The sequence below is a fragment of the Paenibacillus faecalis genome (assembly GCF_900289175.1).
In the GTDB taxonomy this organism is placed as follows: Bacteria; Bacillota; Bacilli; order Paenibacillales; family Paenibacillaceae; genus Paenibacillus_AQ; species Paenibacillus_AQ faecalis.
In genome coordinates this window covers 1652454-1670853 of sequence record NZ_LT985747.1, presented here as the reverse complement: position 1 = coordinate 1670853, position 18400 = coordinate 1652454, and the positions used below count along the sequence as shown (strand labels likewise).

The following is an 18400-nucleotide window of genomic DNA, read 5'->3' as shown; positions in this document are numbered from 1 at the left end:
CATGAAGTCGGAATTGCTAGTAATCGCGGATCAGCATGCCGCGGTGAATACGTTCCCGGGTCTTGTACACACCGCCCGTCACACCACGAGAGTTTACAACACCCGAAGTCGGTGGGGTAACCCTTTAGGGAGCCAGCCGCCGAAGGTGGGGTAGATGATTGGGGTGAAGTCGTAACAAGGTAGCCGTATCGGAAGGTGCGGCTGGATCACCTCCTTTCTATGGAGAATTGTTCTCTGCAACGAGAACATTCAAATATAGGCTGACCACAAGGTCGCCGATCTCTTTGCCGAAGGCAAAGTTAAACATGACGTGAGTTCATTTGTTCAGTTTTGATGGAATTTGAATTGGGGCTATAGCTCAGCTGGGAGAGCGCCTGCCTTGCACGCAGGAGGTCAGGGGTTCGATCCCCCTTGGCTCCACCAATCAAATTTTCATCTTTTTTATATTTGATCCTTGAAAACTAGATAACGAAACGAATTTGCGAATTAGAAATATCCTTTTAGCTGACTTGTGTCATATATATGACCAAGTAAGAAAAAAGTAGCAGCGAAGGTTTTGGGATCATCGATCCTTTGGGAGTTTGTTTCCACCTATGAATGGTTTCATCCAATCAGGAAACAAACGGACAACAGAGCGATGAGCGCAAAACCGAAGCGAATGGTTAAGCTACTAAGAGCACACGGAGGATGCCTAGGCGCTAGGAGCTNGTAAGACCCCTTGAAGACGACGAGGTAGATAGGTTGGAGGTGGAAGTGCAGCAATGCATGGAGCTGACCAATACTAATCGGTCGAGGGCTTATCCAATAAACACCCCAAAAAGTGAAGCGAAGCTTTGGAGCAACGCCGATTACTTTTCGGGGACCCCGAACTGGAACCCACCAAAGTGAAGAGAAGCTTTGAAGCTGATTCTGAATACTTTGGCGGGGCCCGGAAAGATCTTAGGATCTGAAAGGAAATGCTACGGATTCTAACAACGCAAATAGTTTCGTATCTAGTTTTCAGGGAGCAAAATTCCTGAAATGATTTGAAGTTGCAAGCCTTTTATAAGGCTGGATATTTTGCTGGTGAGAGATCACGAAAGCAAAAGCAGCGCAAAAATCCTGTTTGGTGACGATGGCGGAAGGGTTCCACGCGTTCCCATCCCGAACACGACCGTTAAGCCTTCCAGCGCCGATGGTACTTGGACCGAAGGGTCCCGGAAGAGTAGGACGTTGCCAAGCGAACAACCAATGAAACCACTATCGTTGATCGATGGTGGTTTTTTTGTGTTCAAAAGATTTTATTCTCTCAACCATACATCAAATGTGCGAAAATCACCTTCGGTCATGCAGTATATAGACTCCTTCCTAAGCCTTCCCAAACTTCAAACATTTGTCGAACTCCCCCAACATTATCAATGAAGATATGATATCCCTTCTCTTGTCTTTTCCGATCACTTTTATATTCTTGAATCATTTGTATTTCTGATTTGCTACATCTCATTCATTGTAAGTAAAAAAACAATCATTTCCTCTCTTTACATTACCACTTCACTAGTGTACTATCTAACTATAACACTAATACAAAGGAAGTGTAAACATGAGCACAACCATTAATCAACCCCGTCAGGTTCTGCTTAGCGCAAAAAATATAACAAAAACGGTCGGCAATCGAAATCTTGTAGACGCTTTGTCTTTTGATATACATCAAGGTGAAGTTGTTGGTCTTCTTGGACCGAATGGTGCTGGTAAGACGACGACCATTCGAATGATTGTAGGATTGATCAAAATTTCGCAAGGTGACGTAATTGTGAGAGGGTACAGTGTTCGTAACGATTTTGTTAAAGCAATACGTCATATCGGAGCGATCATTGAAAATCCGGAATTTTATCCGTATATGAGCGGATTCGACAATTTGAAGCAGTATCAACGGATGACGGAAGGAATTAAAGATTCCAAAATTCATGAAGTCGTCAGACTGGTTGGGCTCCAGAATGCCATTCATAAGAAGGTCCGCGCTTATTCACTTGGGATGAGGCAAAGACTCGGTATTGCTCAAGCGCTTCTGCATGAACCATCTATATTAATACTGGATGAGCCAACGAATGGATTGGACCCGGCAGGAATTCGCGAAATGCGTGATTATCTGAAGACAATTGCGAGGGAAGAGGGGATTGCTGTTTTAGTTTCAAGTCATCTGTTGACTGAGATGGAACTGATGTGCAGCAGAGTTGTTGTCATTCAAGAAGGTAAATTTGTGACAGAGCGTTCGATTGGCAGTGAGCCGCAGAATGAACGGGTGTCAGTAACCTTCCGGGTGAATAACACACAGCAGATGCTGGAAGCTGTACACATGCTCGAAAAGGTCAATGTGATGGGTGTTCAGCCGGAACGAAATGAGGTTGGACTTCAGGTAAGAGATGAAATGATACCACAATTGATCAACATTTTGAGAGATCATGGGGTAGATATTTACCGAATAGAGGAAATAAAGGCATCATTGGAAGATGAGTTCTTGAAATGGACAGGGGGTAACCGCATTGCGTAGTTTCGGAAATCTTGTCATCAACGAATGGCTGAAAATGTTTAAAAAGAAAAGTTTCTTTGTACCGTTTATTTTAGTGGCAGGCATGATCTTGTTTACAGGTTCCATGATGGATGGAAATACAGGCAGCGATTTTGGCTTTGCGGATATAGCTATTTATTCTAGAGGGATGGGCCAGTTTTTAACGATGATTTCGATCATTGTTACAGCTGGAACTGTTGCAAGGGAACATAGTCTTGGAACGATCAAGCTGCTCCTGATTCGATCCCAGAGCCGAAGCAAGATTTTAGCATCAAAGTATGTCGCTATCGTGTTGTACGTCACCATATTGACGTTATTTGCACTGATTGTCGGACTGGTCACTGAAACGTTCATGATGGGAACGGTTGATGGAATATCGCGTATTTTGAATTCGCTTATGATTGCGGCACTCAGCATGATCTACACCCTTATGTATGTTACGATCACGTTCACTCTCGGTATTTTGCTGAAATCAACAGGGGCTGCCATCGGCATTGGGATGTGTATGTTTTTTTCAGAAAAGATTATAGCCATGCTGTTGGTTAAATACTCTTGGGCCAAGTATCTTCCTTTCTTTAATCTTGATCTTGTGCCTTACATCTTTGACAAGGAGTATGCGCCGATTCCTGGCATGACAGCGATGTTCTCTGTGATTATACTGTTTGCATATCTCCTCTTGTTTCTGGCCATAAGCTTTGTTACGTTTAAAAAACGGGATGTCGCTTAAACCGCTAGAAGCAATTCTTATAGAGGAGAGCGGCGGAAAGGAGCAAAACTGAAAGTGACTATTGAATTCGACAATAACCTGCCGATCTATTTGCAAATCATGAATTACTTAAAAAGAGAAATCGTAAGAGGCGCTCTTCAACCAGGCAATAAAATTCCGTCCGTTCGGGAGTTAGCAGCTGACCTTCAGATTAATCCCAATACAGTGCAGCGCACGTTTCAGGAACTGGAACGTGAAGGTATCGTTGAGACACGGCGAGGATTGGGAAGATATGTGACGAGTGAGGGATCGAAGATCATGACGATAAAAAAGGAAATGGCCAACGATCTGTTGGAGCATTTTATACACGGTATGCAAGAGCTTGGCTTTAAAGATCAGGATATTATGGCGATCGTAGCGGAAGCTGTGAACGATAATGATGAGGAATCGAAAGTAGAGAGGGGGGATGCGTAAGTGGAACACTTGATACAGTTTAAAGACATTTCCAAGAACTATGGGAGAAGGCATGCATTGCACAATGTGTCATTGAACATATCGGAAGGTAAAATCATTGGTTTGCTTGGAACGAACGGCAGCGGTAAAAGTACCTTGATGAAAATTGCGGCAGGCCTTATTCAGCCCACATCAGGAACAGTTAAAGTGAAAGGTACACCGGTAGGATTAACGACAAAATCATTAGTATCCTTTATGCCGGATCGCCCACTGACAGAATCATGGATGAAAGTATCGGATGCGATCCATTTTTTAAAAGATTTTTATCCCGACTTTAATGTTGAGAAAGCTCATCATATGTTGGAATTTATGAATCTGAAGCTAAATGACAAAATCAGTTCCTTGTCGAAAGGAATGAATGAAAGGCTGCAGCTGACATTGGCGCTTTCACGAAACGCTTCTGTGTATATGCTTGACGAACCGATCGGCGGTGTGGACCCGGTAGCCAGAAGCAAAATTCTCAATGCGATTGTAGAATTTTATAATGAGGACAGCAGTATTATCATTTCGACTCACCTGGTAAATGACATTGAACGTATTTTTGATGAGGTGGTCTTTATACGCAACGGCGAGATCGTCATGCATGAAGAGGTTGAAAATATTCGTTTCCAGCATGGCAAAAGTATAGATGAGATGTTTAAAGAGGTGTTTGCGGAATGATGAAGCTGCTGAAGTACGACTGGAAGCGCAATGCGAATTCAGTGCTTGGACTGATGACCATACTTTTGATCATTGAAATATTAGTTACGACGATCGGTGTCATGGAAGGTTGGGAGCATTGGGTTATTTTGTCCACTACTATGCTCACTTATGGTATCGTAAGTACCGTTTTGTTTATTATCGTATGTCGGACCTTTGATCAGAACATCAAGCAGTATAACCGTCGATTACTACCGGTATCCCCGATCTGGAGCATCATTTCCTCATTGATACAGGCCTGGATTAGCGTGATTGTCCTGATGTCATTGGTTATGCTTCACTTGTGGATACTGTGGAACCTTGAATATGTTATGGTTGATATGAGTAAATTCCTTTCAAGTGAAAGTGTTTTAGCTGCGCTAGTATCCGGCTGGAAATTTACATTTGTGATCATCGTCGTCTTTTTTTCGATAACGGTTGCTCGCGTTGTAGGCAAACAATCGGGTCTGTGGATCGGCATCCTGCTCTTTTTTGTGATCCAAAACGCGGTAGCATGGGTAGAATACAAAACGTTCTCATCGGGAAACACCTGGACTGGTCACATATATTCCATCAATATAGGATCAAGCGGTACGACTGGTGTGGATAATCATGTTTTCGATATACCGATAGGTCCTTTGCTGTTTGAAATCCTGCTTGTCGCAGGATTCACTTATACTATGGTATACTTGATTAACCGAAAGATCGAAGTTTGAAATGGTAATTGTAACCAAGACCTCGCAAGAATTTGCGGGGTCTTTTTTATGCTGGTGCAACGGAATATTTTCATTTTTTAACGGCTACACTGTAAAAAGAGAGCTCTTGGCAAATTTAAAAAATATGTTATAATAATACCAAAGTCAAAGAAAGTCAAAGTCAGCACACTCGATTCAATCGAGTGATACAATGGGTAAAATCAACGTATAGGCAAGGCCCTGTGCGGACGTGTAAGATCAGTACGGCTTAGCGTTTCAAGCAGTGGAGGATGAATGGACATGCGTAATATCTCTGATATTATCGAACATTACTTAAAGGGGATTTTGCAGGAAAGCTCAGAGGGCACCATTGAAATTCAGCGAAATGATCTTGCTGAGAAATTCTCTTGTGTGCCATCTCAGATCAATTATGTACTCAGTACAAGGTTTACGCTAGAGAAAGGTTATCTGGTGGAAAGCAAACGCGGCGGTGGAGGTTATATACGTATTCAACGCATCGAGCTTCCGGAGGATGCTGCGCTTCATCACCACCTTCATCATTCGATCGGTGACATGATTGATCAGACGGTAGCGGAGGGACTAATCTATCAACTTGAGGAATCATGTTTTTTGACCCCACGTGAAGCCAGCCTTATGCGGGCGGCCATCTCAAGAGAATGTCTTATGGTCAAGCTTCCTTACCGTGATGAGCTTCGTGCAAGAATCATGAAGGCGATGATTTTTTCTTTATTAGGCAAATGAGATTGGTTTTAAAAGGAGGGGCATGAATATGGTGTGTCAAGAATGCGGTAAACGACCAGCGACGCTCCATTTCACCAAGATTGTGAACGGAGAGAAGACAGAATTTCACTTTTGTGAATCTTGCGCCCGTGAAAAAGGGGAGATCATCCCCGGAACCTCGAATGGCTTCTCTATTCACAGCTTGTTGTCAGGACTGCTTGATCTCGATCCCGCAGGAAATGGTCAAGGTTCGGGTTCAAGGGGGCAGCAAGCCTCTCGCTGCGAGGAATGCGGTATGACTTATTCACAGTTTGGCAAGCTCGGTCGGTTTGGCTGTAGCTCTTGCTATAAATATTTTTCGGATCGGCTTGATCCGCTTTTCAAACGGGTTCATGGCAATGTCACTCATGTGGGCAAGATTCCGAAGCGAAGCGGTAGCAAGATCCAGGTGAAACGTAAAATTGACGAGTTGAAGAAAGAAATGCAGTACCGGATTGTTCAAGAGGAATTCGAGCTTGCTGCAGAAATACGCGACCAGATTCGTGAACTGGAAAAGAATATCGAGCAAGGTTAGCGTGGCAAAAGAAACTGAATTTGCACTTGTTATAGGAGGAATGCGTGATGTCGAATCTCCGATTCACCGAGCAGGCGCTTAGCGAATGGATGCGCGGTAGCGGACAGGATTCTGATATAGTCATCAGCACCAGAGTCCGGGTGGCGCGCAACCTGCAGAATCTTCCTTTTCCGCTGCTTGCGACTAACCAGCAGTCGGCCGAAGTGCTTGAGCGCCTGACTGGTGTATTAAAGGATCAGGAAGAGCTGAAGAGTTTCGGACCTTTCCATGTGATTAAGCTGGATAATCTGGAGGAATTGGATCGAAGAGTGCTTGTAGAGAAGCATTTGATCAGTCCGGCTCTTGCGAATGAATCCCGAAACGGTGCGGTCATCCTGAACGAGGATGAATCGGTAAGCATTATGATTAACGAAGAGGATCATCTCCGAATTCAATGTTTATATCCTGGATTTCAGGTGCGCGAAGCCTGGGATCGGGCGACAGCATTGGATGATATATTTGAAAACAAGCTGGACTATGCGTTTGACGATAAAAGAGGATATCTTACGAGCTGCCCGACAAACGTCGGTACAGGACTCCGGGCTTCAGTCATGATGCATCTGCCTGCACTTGTTATGACTCAGCAGATTAACCGTATATTGTCTGCCGTTTCACAGGTAGGGCTTACGGTACGAGGGATGTATGGTGAAGGCAGTGAAGCTGTGGGTAATCTGTTTCAGATTTCCAACCAGATTACGCTAGGGCAGACCGAGTCTGAAATTATCGACAACTTGCACAGCGTTGTTCTTCAAATTATAGAACATGAGAAGAACGCACGCGCACGGCTGATGAGTGAAGCGAAGCTGCGGATCAGGGACCGTGTGATGCGGTCATACGGAATATTGTCTTATGCAGCTGTGATGGATTCCAAAGAAGCGGCGCAAAGACTGTCGGACGTTCGGCTTGGGGTTGACCTGGGAATCTTGCCAGGACCATCTTGCTTCGTCATTAATGAGCTTACTGTGATGATCGAGCCGGGTTTTTTGCAAAAGCGTTTCGCTGGTGCAATGAAGCCGGGAGAACGTGATGTTTATCGTGCAAAGTTGATTCGAGAAACACTTGGTCAAAACCATAATAAGCAACAGTAACAGTAGTATGTTGGAATTTTGCAAATAGCAAAAGGCGATTAAACCGATGGATGTACAGAAGTTGCATTATTCCAAGTTATAAAACAATCATTCGTGGAGGTGTAGGTACTATGATGTTTGGTAGATTTACAGAGCGTGCACAAAAAGTTCTGGCGTTGGCACAGGAAGAGGCTGTACGTTTGGGACATAACAACATAGGTACGGAACATATCCTGCTGGGACTCATCCGTGAAGGAGACGGCATTGCTGCTAAAGCGTTGATTGGTCTCGGTCTTGGGCTTGAAAAGATACAGGATGAAGTAGAATCGTTGATCGGCCGCGGTCAGGAGCAGCCGACAAATATCGCATATACTCCAAGAGCCAAGAAGGTCATTGAGCTCTCAATGGACGAAGCCCGTAAATTGGGTCACACTTATGTAGGTACAGAGCATATTCTGCTTGGCTTGATTCGTGAAGGTGAGGGTGTGGCTGCCCGGGTACTTAACAATCTGGGCATAAGCCTGAACAAGGCACGCCAGCAAGTGCTCCAACTGCTTGGCAGCAGTGAAGCTGTTTCCAGCCATCACGGGCAATCACAAAATGTAAGCACGCCAACGCTTGACAGTCTTGCGCGTGACCTTACAGCTATTGCAAAAGAAGGCAATCTGGACCCGGTGATCGGACGCAGCAAAGAAATCGAGCGTGTTATTCAGGTGCTTAGCCGTCGTACCAAAAATAACCCGGTTCTGATCGGTGAGCCTGGGGTAGGTAAAACCGCAGTTGCAGAAGGGCTCGCTCAAAAGATTGTGAACAATGAAATTCCGGAAACGCTTCGCGATAAACGGGTTATGACGCTTGATATGGGTTCTGTTGTCGCAGGCACGAAATATCGTGGTGAATTCGAAGATCGATTGAAGAAGATCATGGATGAAATCCGTCAGGCCGGCAATATCATTCTGTTTATTGATGAGCTGCATACCCTGATCGGGGCTGGCGGTGCGGAAGGTGCCATCGATGCTTCCAATATTTTAAAACCATCCTTGGCACGCGGAGAGCTGCAGTGTATCGGAGCTACGACGTTGGATGAGTACCGTAAATATATTGAGAAAGATGCAGCACTTGAACGTCGATTCCAGCCGATTACTGTCGATCAGCCAACACCGGAAGAAGCGATCCAAATTCTTTACGGATTGCGTGATCGATATGAAGCTCACCACCGGGTAAAGATTACGGATGAAGCGATTGAACAGGCGGTTAAATTGTCTGATCGTTACATTACAGACCGTTTCCTACCGGATAAAGCGATTGACCTTATTGATGAAGCGGGCTCCAAGGTTCGCCTGAATACGTATACGATTCCGCCAAACCTGAAGGATCAGGAAGCGCATCTGGAAAATATCCGTAAGGAAAAAGATGCAGCCGTTCAGAGTCAGGAGTTTGAAAAAGCAGCTGCACTGCGCGATACGGAGCAGAAGCTGCGGGAAGAGCTTGAAGTTACGAAAAACCAGTGGAAAGAGAAGCAGGGTCGTACCGATTCCGAGGTTACTCCGGAAGACATTGCAGACGTTGTGGCCAGCTGGACTGGTATTCCGGTTAATAAACTGCAAGAAGAGGAAACCGAGCGTCTTCTCAAAATGGAAGAACTGCTTCACAACCGTGTAATCGGGCAGGAAGAAGCGGTTAAAGCTGTAAGCCGGGCCGTTCGCCGGGCCAGAGCCGGACTGAAAGATCCGAAGCGTCCGATGGGATCGTTTATCTTCCTTGGACCTACAGGGGTAGGTAAAACTGAACTTGCCAGAGCACTTGCAGAAGCGATGTTCGGAGATGAGAATGCTGTTGTCCGGATCGATATGTCTGAATACATGGAGAAGCACTCTACGGCCCGTCTCGTTGGAGCGCCTCCGGGATATGTCGGCTATGAAGAGGGCGGTCAATTGACGGAGAAAGTTCGCCGCAAGCCGTATTCGGTAGTCCTGCTGGATGAGATTGAGAAGGCCCACCCGGAAGTGTTCAACATCCTGCTTCAAGTGTTGGAGGATGGACGTTTGACGGACTCCAAAGGTCGCGTTGTTGACTTCCGAAACACGCTGATTATTCTGACATCCAATGTGGGTGCTGAAGCGATCAAGCGCAACTCGACACTTGGTTTTACTGCTGTAAACGATGCAGGCAGAGATTACAACAACATGAAGGAAAAAGTGATGGATGAGCTGAAAAAGAGCTTCCGTCCAGAGTTCCTGAACCGGATCGATGAGATCATCGTATTCCATTCGCTTGAAGAGAAGCATATTGCAGAAATTGTAACGCTGATGTCTGATGAGCTTCGCAAGCGTCTGCGCGAATTTGACGTCGAATTTGAGCTGACGGATAAAGCGAAGTCCTTCCTCGCGAAAGAGGGATATGATCCTGCATTCGGTGCGCGGCCGCTCCGCAGAGCGATTCAGAAGCACATTGAAGACCGTCTCTCTGAGGAGCTTCTGAAAGGTAATGTTGCGACGGGCGATGAGCTGGTTATCGATGAAGTGGATGGCGAGCTGACAGTCACGAAGAAAAGCACATCATCTGCTGCAACGAAAGCTGAATAACAGTTCCGTTTGGTTTTAAGGCCCCGCTGGTATGCCGGCGGGGTTTTTTTAAATATAAGCAAGTATACAGTTTATATTGTATACTTGCTTATATTTCTATCAGAAACACGGTCGTCCCTTATAAAGACGATAAAGTGTTTCTTAGTTTGCTAAACTTTTTGAATGTTCTTTACGATAAATCATAATAAATGGTAAACTTTGATTAATGCTTGAATTTGCAAGGTTTTGACGATTATCGGCAGATGATTGCATATCATAAAGGAGAGGCTATGGCAAAAACAAAAACAAAATTCCTCTGCTTCGAATGCGGATATGAAACGCCCAAATGGTACGGGAAATGTCCCGGCTGTCAGGCCTGGAATTCCATGGTGGAAGAAACGGAAACCGTCATCAAGACACAAGGGATGAATTCCCCCCTTTTTCATAGTAAAGAAAAGCCCGTATCGATCATAAATATAGAAAGTGGAAAGGAACCCCGGATCGAGACCGGGATTGTAGAGCTGAACCGTGTGCTCGGCGGCGGTCTTGTCCCGGGTTCACTTGTGCTTGTTGGCGGTGATCCGGGAATCGGGAAATCTACACTGTTGCTTCAAACGTCCAATCAGCTTGCGCGAAACGGTCTTCGGGTGCTGTACATTTCCGGGGAAGAATCGGTCCGTCAAACGAAGTTGCGAGCAGACCGACTTGGAGCGCTGTCACCTGAGCTGTTTGTTCTCTGTGAGACGAACCTGGAAACCATAGAGGAAGCGATTGAGAACATGCAGCCTCAATTCGTTGTCATCGATTCCATACAGACGGTGTATCAGCCCGAGGTATCCAGTGCGCCTGGCAGTGTAGCTCAGGTCCGGGAATGTACGGCCAGGTTCATGCGTTTGGCCAAGGTAAAAGGAATCGCTACCGTTCTTGTCGGACATGTCACGAAGGAAGGTGCGATTGCAGGTCCAAGACTGCTTGAACATATGGTGGATTGTGTGCTGTATTTTGAAGGGGAGCGACACCATACGTATCGCCTTCTTCGCGCAGTGAAGAATCGCTTTGGATCGACGAATGAAATCGGTATTTTTGAGATGGGAGAAGAAGGGCTGCGTGAGGTCGGTAATCCATCCGAGCTGTTTCTGTCAGAGCGGCCGCTTGGCGTGGCGGGGTCCACTGTTGTGGCGAGCATGGAGGGAACCCGTCCGGTGTTGGTGGAACTTCAGGCACTTATATCGTCAACCCATTTTCCTTCACCGCGAAGAATGGGTACCGGGGTGGATCATCATCGCATGAATTTAATTATTGCTGTGCTTGAGAAACGGATGGGGATGTTCCTGCAAAACCAGGACGCTTACCTGAATGTCGCTGGCGGGGTGAAACTGGATGAGCCTGCGGTAGACCTGGCCATTGCCGTCAGCATCGCTTCGAGCTTTCGGGATATGCCTACCAAACCATATGATGTTATTTTCGGTGAAGTGGGGCTAACCGGTGAAGTTCGAGCGGTTTCAAGAGCAGAGCAGCGGGTAAAAGAAGCAGAGAAATTAGGATTCAAAAGAGTAATTATGCCTGAGAAGAGCTTGAAGGGCTGGAAGCATCCGAAAGGCATACAAATTATTGGAGTCAATACCGTGGCAGATGCACTAGCAGTTGCGTTAGATTAGGGGGCATACTAAGGTGAAAGAAACGAGCCAAATGGACAGAATGAATGACCTGCTGAAGCTGGTGGCGCCGGGAACACCGTTTCGTGACGGGCTTGAAAATGTGTTAAGGGCAAAAACCGGTGCGCTGCTCGTCGTTGGTTACAGTCCTGAGGTTATGGAGGTTGTTGACGGGGGGTTTTCCATCAACTGTGATTTCTCGCCTAACTATTTGTATGAATTGGCGAAAATGGATGGAGCTATTATTTTAAGTGAAGATTTAAAACGCATTTTATATGCAAACACTCAGCTTATTCCGGACTCCTCCATATCCTCTACAGAGACAGGGATTCGTCATCGAACGGCGGAGCGGGTAGCTAAACAGACCGGAAAGCTGGTCGTCTCGATTTCACAGCGCCGAAACATCATCACATTGTATCAGGGGTCGATACGTTACGCGCTTAAGGAAATCGGAGTTATTTTAACAAAGGCCAATCAGGCTATTCAGACGTTAGAGAGATATAGAGTCGTATTGAACCAGTCTTTAACTAATCTTTCGGCTTCAGAGTTTGAAGAGATGGTTACGATCCATGAGGTTGTGAACGTCGTTCAGAGGGTTGAAATGGTTCTTCGAATCAAGAAGGAGATCAAGCGTTACATTAATGAACTGGGGAACGAAGGACGTCTGATCAGCATGCAAATGGACGAATTGGTCAGCAATATTGAGGAAGAAGCTTGGCTGCTTTACGCCGATTATGCACGTGAGTATAGCGAGGAAAATATCCGAGAAATCATTATGTCGCTGAAACGTTTGACGGATGATGAGCTCTTGGATATGCATCACATCGTTCGAATTTTGGGGTATCCATCTTCAGCTGCATCCTCTGAGGAAGAAATTTTGCCGCGCGGCTACCGTATATTGAATAAAATCCCTCGCTTGCCTAATGTGATTATACGTAATCTGGTGGATCGGTTTGAAGATTTGCCCAGCATCATGTCTGCGACCATCGATGAACTGGATGAAGTCGATGGAATTGGTGAGGTTCGTGCTCGCACCATTAAGGACGGCCTCAAAAGAATGCAAGAACAAGTATTTATTGACAGGCAAATGTAATTCTCATAAAATCGATGAATGTGATGTGAGAAATTAACGAGGTGAAAATACAAATGACGAAGTCGATTCCGAACATGTTTACTTTAGGTAACCTGTTTCTCGGAATGATTGGCATAATTCTGGCGACCAAGGGCAGCACGAATATGGCCGCCATTATGATCATTATTGCCATGCTTCTCGACGGATTGGATGGCCGCGTTGCACGTGCGCTTAATGCACAGAGCGAATTTGGCAAGGAGCTGGACTCCCTGTCTGATGTTATTTCATTTGGAGTAGCTCCTGCTCTTATTATGTATACCGTGGCTTTTGGTGGGATCAATGAAGCTTTTGCCTGGACGATTACAGCTATTTTTCCGATGTGCGGTGCACTTCGTTTGGCCCGTTTTAACGTTCGTCCTGGGATTCCGGGGTATTTTATCGGTCTGCCTATCCCGGCAGCGGGGGGTGTACTGGCTACTTTAGCCCTGTTTCATGAAGAGATTACAGCACCTTATATGATCATTGCCATGTTATTGCTTTCTTATCTCATGATCAGCAGTGTCAAATATCCGAATTTTAAAAAAATCGGTCTGCCGAAAAAAGCGATCAAGTACACGCCTATAGTGGTCATCGCGGCTGTGATGGTAGCTGTGTTTTTCCCTGAACAAACCTCGAAGCTGATTTTCGTACCGCTCTTGCTCTATGCTGGTTACGGTTTGAAACAGAATTTTCGCAAGCTGAGTCGTAAGAAGCGTCAAGAAGACCGCAATCCCGATGAGGCGTATCATTCCTCAGACCGTTAATTATATTTGCATAATAAAAAGCATTTATTTCACTGTCCTGTGGCAGCGATCTAAATGCTTTTTTTGTGTTAAGCATATGAAAGCGATAGCGAGTTCTTAAGAGAGGTTAAATAAACCTAGTGTTGAGCATTTCTTGGATTCCTCGATAACGACTTCATCCAACTGGATGTCGAGTAAATTAGCCATAGCGGACATATAGAACAAATTTCGGCCGAGCTCCGAGCTGATCGCTTCCCGGCAATTTTCGCATAAATGACCGTTCACGTGAGTACCCGCGAGTTCTTTGGCCTGTTCGAGATCCGCCTCCATATCGAAGGTTTGCTTCGTGGCGTGAAGTTCGATGCAGCCGCATTCCGTAATTGCTTTGGTAACAGCGCGGTTGACGGACGCATTGCTTTGACCATTTTTGGACAGCACATCCAAGAGACTACGGTGACGGAGCAACAATTCGGAAACTTGGTCCTGAAAAGCCTGTAAACTAGGAGCACTCATTATTATTATCCACCTCGATATCGATATTATGAATTGAGTTCATTATATTCCAGCCGTTCCGGGAATTTCAACCGATTTTCACACACTGGAAAGGTTCCATAATTATAGCTTAACACAGCCTTTGTCAGAAAAGCTCCCTTTCTTTGCTAATCTTTAGAAATTAAATCATAGGGAATAATTTTGAGAAAAACATAGGATGCACGATTATAGCTTGAAAAATTGGACCATACTGGAAAATATACAACAAATCAAGAAAAAGGAGGTGCGCCGAGCCTATGTTTAAAAAAGCTATTTTAGCATTTGCGGTACTGTGTGGAGCATGGACCGGACATACGTTATATGATGTATTGGAGCGGTCGTTTCCTGAGTTCTCCCTGATCTTCAGGCAAGGATTGATACCAGGAGGCAGCGGTGTATTTATACTGCTGGGGGGACTGACGTTTGGGATGATCGGAGCGCTTGTTTCAGATAAGTTCGATGGTAGAGTTCAATCGATGATTGCATCTTTTTCCCGGATGCCGATGAATGATCTTGCCGCCGGTATGGCAGGTTTGCTTGCGGGATTGCTAATAACTCTGCTCTTATCACCAGGGCTTTCCTGGCTTGGCCAAGGAGGACATTTGCTGCAAGTAGGCATCACCATGCTTGGGGGATATGTCGGATTAAGGATTGGACTGGAGAAGAAAGAAGAGCTTGCCTCCCTGTGGATGTCAGGAAGATGGAGTCAAGCTGTTGAGCCAGAAGGTCGACGGATTGAAGAGCATAAAATTTTGGATACCAGTGTCATCATTGACGGCAGGATTGCTGATATTTGCAAAACAGGATTTATAGAGGGAACTATCGTTATACCGGAATTTGTGCTTGAGGAGCTTCAGCACATTGCAGATTCTTCGGATCTGTTGAAGCGGAACCGCGGAAGGCGGGGGTTGGATATTTTGAATAAAATCCAGAAGGAACTGGATGTAAAGGTGCTTATTTATGAAGGGGATTTCGAGGAAATATCCGAGGTGGACAGCAAGCTGGTGAAACTGGCTAAAGTTCTTCAGGGCAAAGTGGTTACGAATGATTTCAATCTGAATAAAGTGTGCGAATTGCAAGGTGTATCGGTGCTTAACATCAACGATCTGGCCAATGCGGTGAAGCCTGTTGTGCTGCCTGGAGAGGAAATTTTAGTACAGATCATTAAGGATGGCAAGGAGCATGGTCAGGGGGTAGCCTATTTGGATGACGGCACGATGATCGTTGTTGAAGGAGGACGCGAATATATCGGTACGATGATGGAAGTGCTGGTGACCAGTGTGCTGCAGACATCAGCTGGGCGGATGATTTTCGCGAAACCAAAACTGTTGGAAAAAGCCCAGTAAACAGGGTATGATGTAGTGTGTACTGTACATATCCGTTCCCGGCAGGGATGAAGATCAAGGTGCCGGGTAAAGACAGGGGTTTTAAACATGAATACTAACTTCGGTGCTGTCATCGTGGCAGCGGGGAAAGGTTCGCGCATGGGAACCGCTGAGAGCAAGCAATTTTTGCAAATTGACGGCAGACCCATCGTTGTGCATACAATGGACATATTCAACCGATTGCCATGGCTGCAGGAGATTGTGCTGGTTACAGGCAAGGATGATGTAGCCCGCTGCGAGGCATGGGTTGAGCAATATGGCCTGGACAAGGTGTCGGCTGTTATCCCAGGCGGAAGTGAGCGACAGGAATCGGTTTACCAAGGAATCAAGCAAATGAATACAGAGTGGGTAATGATACATGACGGCGTCAGGCCGTTTGTTACCCACGACGAGATTTATTCTTGCTGCAAGACGGCTCTTCGCGAAGGCGCTGCCGTTCTTGGAGTTCCTGTGAAGGATACGATCAAACAGGTGAACGGACAGGGGCTGATTACAGCAACACCTGATCGTCATAGTCTGTGGGCTGTTCAGACCCCACAGGCTTTTCGTCTTTCTGACCTGCTGGATGCACATGAGTTGGCCCGCCGGAACGGTTTTTTTGGAACGGATGATGCAATGCTGTTGGAAAAAGCGGGTTTGCCGATTGCTGTAGCGGAAGGAAAGTATACGAATATCAAGATTACAACGCCAGAGGATTTGGAGTATGCTGCATTTTTAAAGTACAAGGGGGAGAAGGGAAAATGATTCGAGTGGGTCAGGGATTTGATGTGCATCAGCTCGTGGAAGGAAGGCCATGTATTATCGGCGGTGTGACCATTCCGTATGAAAAAGGCTTGGCTGGGCATTCCGATGCCGACGTGCTGCTGCATGCAATTACAGACGCTGTTTTAGGTGCTTTAGGCCTTGGAGATATCGGCCGTCACTTTCCAGATGATGATCCAGCGTTCAAAGATGCCGACAGCCTGAAGCTATTGGAGAAAGTATGGGAGATGGCCAAGGAAAAAGGGTATCGTCTGGCGAATGTGGATAGTACAATTATTGCACAGAAGCCAAAGATGGCTCCGTACATTCCGCAGATGACCGAAATTATCGCTAAAGCGCTGGAAGCGGATGAAGCTCAGGTTAATGTGAAGGCGACCACGACAGAGCAGCTTGGCTTTCCAGGACGGGGCGAAGGAATCGCCGCACAATCTGTTGTATGCCTTGTTCAAGGTATGCTATCATCTTGAAAGAATATTTGTAGAATGTAACGGAGGGATTGCAAATGACCGAAGAAGTCCGTGTTCGCTATGCACCGAGTCCAACGGGACATTTACATATCGGAAACGCCAGAACGGCATTATTTAATTATTTATTCGCACGTAAGCATAATGGGAAATTTATTATCCGCATTGAGGATACAGACGTAAAGCGCAATATAGAAGGCGGAGAGGAAAGCCAGCTTAAATATTTGAAATGGCTGGGTATAGACTGGGATGAAAGCATCGATGTCGGTGGCGATTACGGTCCTTATCGTCAGACGGAGCGGCTGGATATTTACCGCAAATATTGGCAAGATCTGCTCGACCGCGGACTTGCTTATCGATGCTACTGCACTGAAGAAGAGTTGGAGAAGGAGCGGGAGGAACAGATGGCTCGCGGGGAAACGCCGCGTTACTCTGGCAAGCACCGTGATTTGACGGAGGAGCAGTGCCGCGCCTTTGAAGCGGAAGGACGAGTTGCAAGCATCCGGTTCCGGGTTCCGGAAGATAAGACGTATACATTTGATGATATGGTTAAAGGGACTATTTCGTTTAATACGAAAGAGACCGGAGATTTTGTCATTGTGAAAAAAGACGGCATCCCGACATACAATTTCGCGGTTGCTATCGATGACCATTTGATGAAGATCACTCATGTACTTCGGGGAGAGGATCACATCTCCAACACGCCTCGCCAGCTTATGATTTATGAAGCGTTTGGCTTTGAGCCTCCACAATTCGGGCATATGACGCTGATTGTAGGGGAGAATCATAAGAAGCTCAGTAAGCGGGATGAGTCGATCATCCAATTTATCGAGCAGTATGATCAGCTCGGATATTTGCCGGAAGCCTTGTTTAATTTCATCGCCCTGCTTGGCTGGTCTCCAGAGGGTGAGGAAGAGATTTTCTCGAAAGAGCAGCTGATTGAAATCTTTGATGCGAAACGACTTTCGAAGAGTCCGGCAGTGTTCGATACGAATAAATTAGCTTATTTGAATAACACTTATATTAAGCAGTCCGATCCAACCCGGATTGCAGAACTGGCCATTCCTCATTTGCAGCGCGCTTCGCGTCTGCCTGCTGAGTTGACGCCGGAGCAGGAAGAGTGGGCTCGCGCTCTTGTTGCACTTTATCAGGAACAGATGACTTCGGCCTCTGACATCGTTGATTTATCCGATGTGTTTTTCCGCACTCATCTGGAGCTGGATCAGGAGGCTACTTCCATTCTTGCTGAAGAGCATGTCCCGGCTGTATTGTCCGCTTTCCTTGCGAAGCTGGAACTTTCTGAGGAATTCACAGCGTCTAAAATTGCAGCCTTGATCAAGGAAGTGCAGAAGGAAACCGGCTTTAAAGGCAAACAGCTCTTTATGCCAATCCGTGTGGCTCTTACAGGACAGATGCATGGACGTGATCTGAATCAGACCATCTGGCTGCTTGGTAAAGACAGAGTACTGGATCGTTTGCGTTCCCAGATTAAAGGTGCTTAAAAGGGTGAGCAAAACATAGCTGTACATCTTCTTGTCAGCGATCGAACTTTTGAGTAATATAAATAAGAAAGTATACATCGAAAAAGCTGGGATCAGGAAAAGTACGCATAATATCGTTAGCATCC

General features: G+C 45.9%; 17 protein-coding genes, 1 tRNA gene, 1 rRNA gene and 2 other annotated features (1 of these 21 running past the window's edge). Of the genes, 18 read left to right on the top strand and 1 reads right to left on the bottom strand.

Annotated elements, in window-relative coordinates:
• The first annotated feature begins 69 nt into the window (after window positions 1-69).
• Window positions 70-204, top strand: a sequence feature (16S ribosomal RNA rRNA prediction is too short).
• Between the two features lie 143 nt (window positions 205-347).
• The 14 genes from C8268_RS22940 (at window position 348) to pssA (ending at window position 13652) form a co-directional block, all read left to right on the top strand.
• Window positions 348-423 (top strand) — tRNA-Ala (locus C8268_RS22940).
• A 681-nt stretch (window positions 424-1104) separates the two neighbouring features.
• A 5S ribosomal RNA gene (gene rrf, locus C8268_RS08170) occupies window positions 1105-1221 on the top strand.
• 358 nt (window positions 1222-1579) lie between these two features.
• Complete coding sequence (locus tag C8268_RS08165; RefSeq protein ID WP_106767205.1) at window positions 1580-2527, top strand: ABC transporter ATP-binding protein; 948 nt, start codon at window positions 1580-1582, stop codon at window positions 2525-2527.
• A complete protein-coding gene (locus tag C8268_RS08160) occupies window positions 2520-3272 on the top strand; it encodes an ABC transporter permease (RefSeq protein ID WP_106767204.1) in 753 nt (250 codons plus the stop codon). Before C8268_RS08165 ends, C8268_RS08160 begins: the two co-directional genes overlap by 8 nt.
• A gap of 54 nt (window positions 3273-3326) precedes the next feature.
• The gene (locus C8268_RS08155) at window positions 3327-3725 is read left to right on the top strand and encodes a GntR family transcriptional regulator (protein WP_106767203.1); all 399 of its coding nucleotides are present in this window, start codon (window positions 3327-3329) and stop codon (window positions 3723-3725) included.
• A complete protein-coding gene (locus tag C8268_RS08150) occupies window positions 3726-4424 on the top strand; it encodes an ABC transporter ATP-binding protein (protein ID WP_106767202.1) in 699 nt (232 codons plus the stop codon).
• Window positions 4421-5158 (top strand): hypothetical protein, encoded by a 738-nt coding sequence (locus C8268_RS08145; RefSeq protein WP_106767201.1) that lies wholly within the window; start codon window positions 4421-4423, stop codon window positions 5156-5158. Before C8268_RS08150 ends, C8268_RS08145 begins: the two co-directional genes overlap by 4 nt.
• A gap of 279 nt (window positions 5159-5437) precedes the next feature.
• Window positions 5438-5899, top strand: a complete 462-nt coding sequence (locus C8268_RS08140; protein ID WP_106767200.1) for a CtsR family transcriptional regulator — start codon at window positions 5438-5440, stop codon at window positions 5897-5899.
• A gap of 28 nt (window positions 5900-5927) precedes the next feature.
• Window positions 5928-6452 carry a protein-arginine kinase activator protein McsA gene (locus C8268_RS08135; RefSeq protein ID WP_106767199.1) on the top strand — a complete coding sequence of 175 codons (525 nt, stop codon included), beginning with the start codon at window positions 5928-5930 and terminating at the stop codon, window positions 6450-6452.
• 47 nt (window positions 6453-6499) lie between these two features.
• Window positions 6500-7579, top strand: a complete 1080-nt coding sequence (locus tag C8268_RS08130; protein WP_106767198.1) for a protein-arginine kinase McsB — start codon at window positions 6500-6502, stop codon at window positions 7577-7579.
• 110 nt (window positions 7580-7689) lie between these two features.
• Entirely contained in the window at window positions 7690-10143 is a 2454-nt protein-coding gene (gene clpC / locus C8268_RS08125; RefSeq protein WP_106767197.1) for an ATP-dependent protease ATP-binding subunit ClpC, read from the top strand.
• Between the two features lie 269 nt (window positions 10144-10412).
• Window positions 10413-11780: a DNA repair protein RadA gene (radA, locus tag C8268_RS08120; RefSeq protein WP_106767196.1), complete on the top strand. Its 1368-nt coding sequence runs from the start codon at window positions 10413-10415 to the stop codon at window positions 11778-11780.
• Between the two features lie 13 nt (window positions 11781-11793).
• Window positions 11794-12870 (top strand): DNA integrity scanning diadenylate cyclase DisA, encoded by a 1077-nt coding sequence (gene disA / locus C8268_RS08115; protein WP_106767195.1) that lies wholly within the window; start codon window positions 11794-11796, stop codon window positions 12868-12870.
• Window positions 12871-12923: 53 nt separating this feature from the next.
• Complete coding sequence (gene pssA / locus C8268_RS08110) at window positions 12924-13652, top strand: CDP-diacylglycerol--serine O-phosphatidyltransferase (protein ID WP_106767194.1); 729 nt, start codon at window positions 12924-12926, stop codon at window positions 13650-13652.
• A gap of 96 nt (window positions 13653-13748) precedes the next feature.
• Here the strand turns inward: pssA and C8268_RS08105 are convergent, their stop codons facing one another.
• The gene (locus tag C8268_RS08105) at window positions 13749-14144 is read right to left on the bottom strand and encodes a nucleoside triphosphate pyrophosphohydrolase family protein (RefSeq protein ID WP_106767193.1); all 396 of its coding nucleotides are present in this window, start codon (window positions 14142-14144) and stop codon (window positions 13749-13751) included.
• 275 nt (window positions 14145-14419) lie between these two features.
• On the opposite strand from C8268_RS08105, the gene C8268_RS08100 reads away from it, so the two are divergent.
• The 4 genes from C8268_RS08100 to gltX all read left to right on the top strand — a co-directional run bounded on the left by C8268_RS08100 (window position 14420) and on the right by gltX (window position 18275).
• Entirely contained in the window at window positions 14420-15508 is a 1089-nt protein-coding gene (locus C8268_RS08100; protein WP_106767192.1) for a PIN/TRAM domain-containing protein, read from the top strand.
• A gap of 87 nt (window positions 15509-15595) precedes the next feature.
• Window positions 15596-16291, top strand: coding sequence for a 2-C-methyl-D-erythritol 4-phosphate cytidylyltransferase (gene ispD, locus C8268_RS08095; RefSeq protein WP_106767191.1), 696 nt, complete (start codon window positions 15596-15598; stop codon window positions 16289-16291).
• Window positions 16288-16776: a 2-C-methyl-D-erythritol 2,4-cyclodiphosphate synthase gene (gene ispF, locus C8268_RS08090; protein WP_106767190.1), complete on the top strand. Its 489-nt coding sequence runs from the start codon at window positions 16288-16290 to the stop codon at window positions 16774-16776. Before ispD ends, ispF begins: the two co-directional genes overlap by 4 nt.
• Window positions 16777-16811: 35 nt before the next feature.
• Complete coding sequence (gene gltX, locus C8268_RS08085) at window positions 16812-18275, top strand: glutamate--tRNA ligase (RefSeq protein WP_106767189.1); 1464 nt, start codon at window positions 16812-16814, stop codon at window positions 18273-18275.
• 79 nt (window positions 18276-18354) lie between these two features.
• Window positions 18355-18400: a binding site (T-box leader), on the top strand (it continues 240 nt past the right edge of the window).

Coding starts and splice junctions, on each gene's coding strand:
- C8268_RS08100 (WP_106767192.1), top strand. CDS start 14,420: ATGTTTAAAAAAGCTATTTTAGCATTTGCGGTACTGTGTGGAGCATGG.
- clpC (WP_106767197.1), top strand. CDS start 7,690: ATGATGTTTGGTAGATTTACAGAGCGTGCACAAAAAGTTCTGGCGTTG.
- C8268_RS08130 (WP_106767198.1), top strand. CDS start 6,500: ATGTCGAATCTCCGATTCACCGAGCAGGCGCTTAGCGAATGGATGCGC.
- radA (WP_106767196.1), top strand. CDS start 10,413: ATGGCAAAAACAAAAACAAAATTCCTCTGCTTCGAATGCGGATATGAA.
- C8268_RS08105 (WP_106767193.1), bottom strand. CDS start 14,144: ATGAGTGCTCCTAGTTTACAGGCTTTTCAGGACCAAGTTTCCGAATTG.
- C8268_RS08165 (WP_106767205.1), top strand. CDS start 1,580: ATGAGCACAACCATTAATCAACCCCGTCAGGTTCTGCTTAGCGCAAAA.
- C8268_RS08145 (WP_106767201.1), top strand. CDS start 4,421: ATGATGAAGCTGCTGAAGTACGACTGGAAGCGCAATGCGAATTCAGTG.
- ispF (WP_106767190.1), top strand. CDS start 16,288: ATGATTCGAGTGGGTCAGGGATTTGATGTGCATCAGCTCGTGGAAGGA.
- pssA (WP_106767194.1), top strand. CDS start 12,924: ATGACGAAGTCGATTCCGAACATGTTTACTTTAGGTAACCTGTTTCTC.
- gltX (WP_106767189.1), top strand. CDS start 16,812: ATGACCGAAGAAGTCCGTGTTCGCTATGCACCGAGTCCAACGGGACAT.
- C8268_RS08135 (WP_106767199.1), top strand. CDS start 5,928: ATGGTGTGTCAAGAATGCGGTAAACGACCAGCGACGCTCCATTTCACC.
- ispD (WP_106767191.1), top strand. CDS start 15,596: ATGAATACTAACTTCGGTGCTGTCATCGTGGCAGCGGGGAAAGGTTCG.
- C8268_RS08140 (WP_106767200.1), top strand. CDS start 5,438: ATGCGTAATATCTCTGATATTATCGAACATTACTTAAAGGGGATTTTG.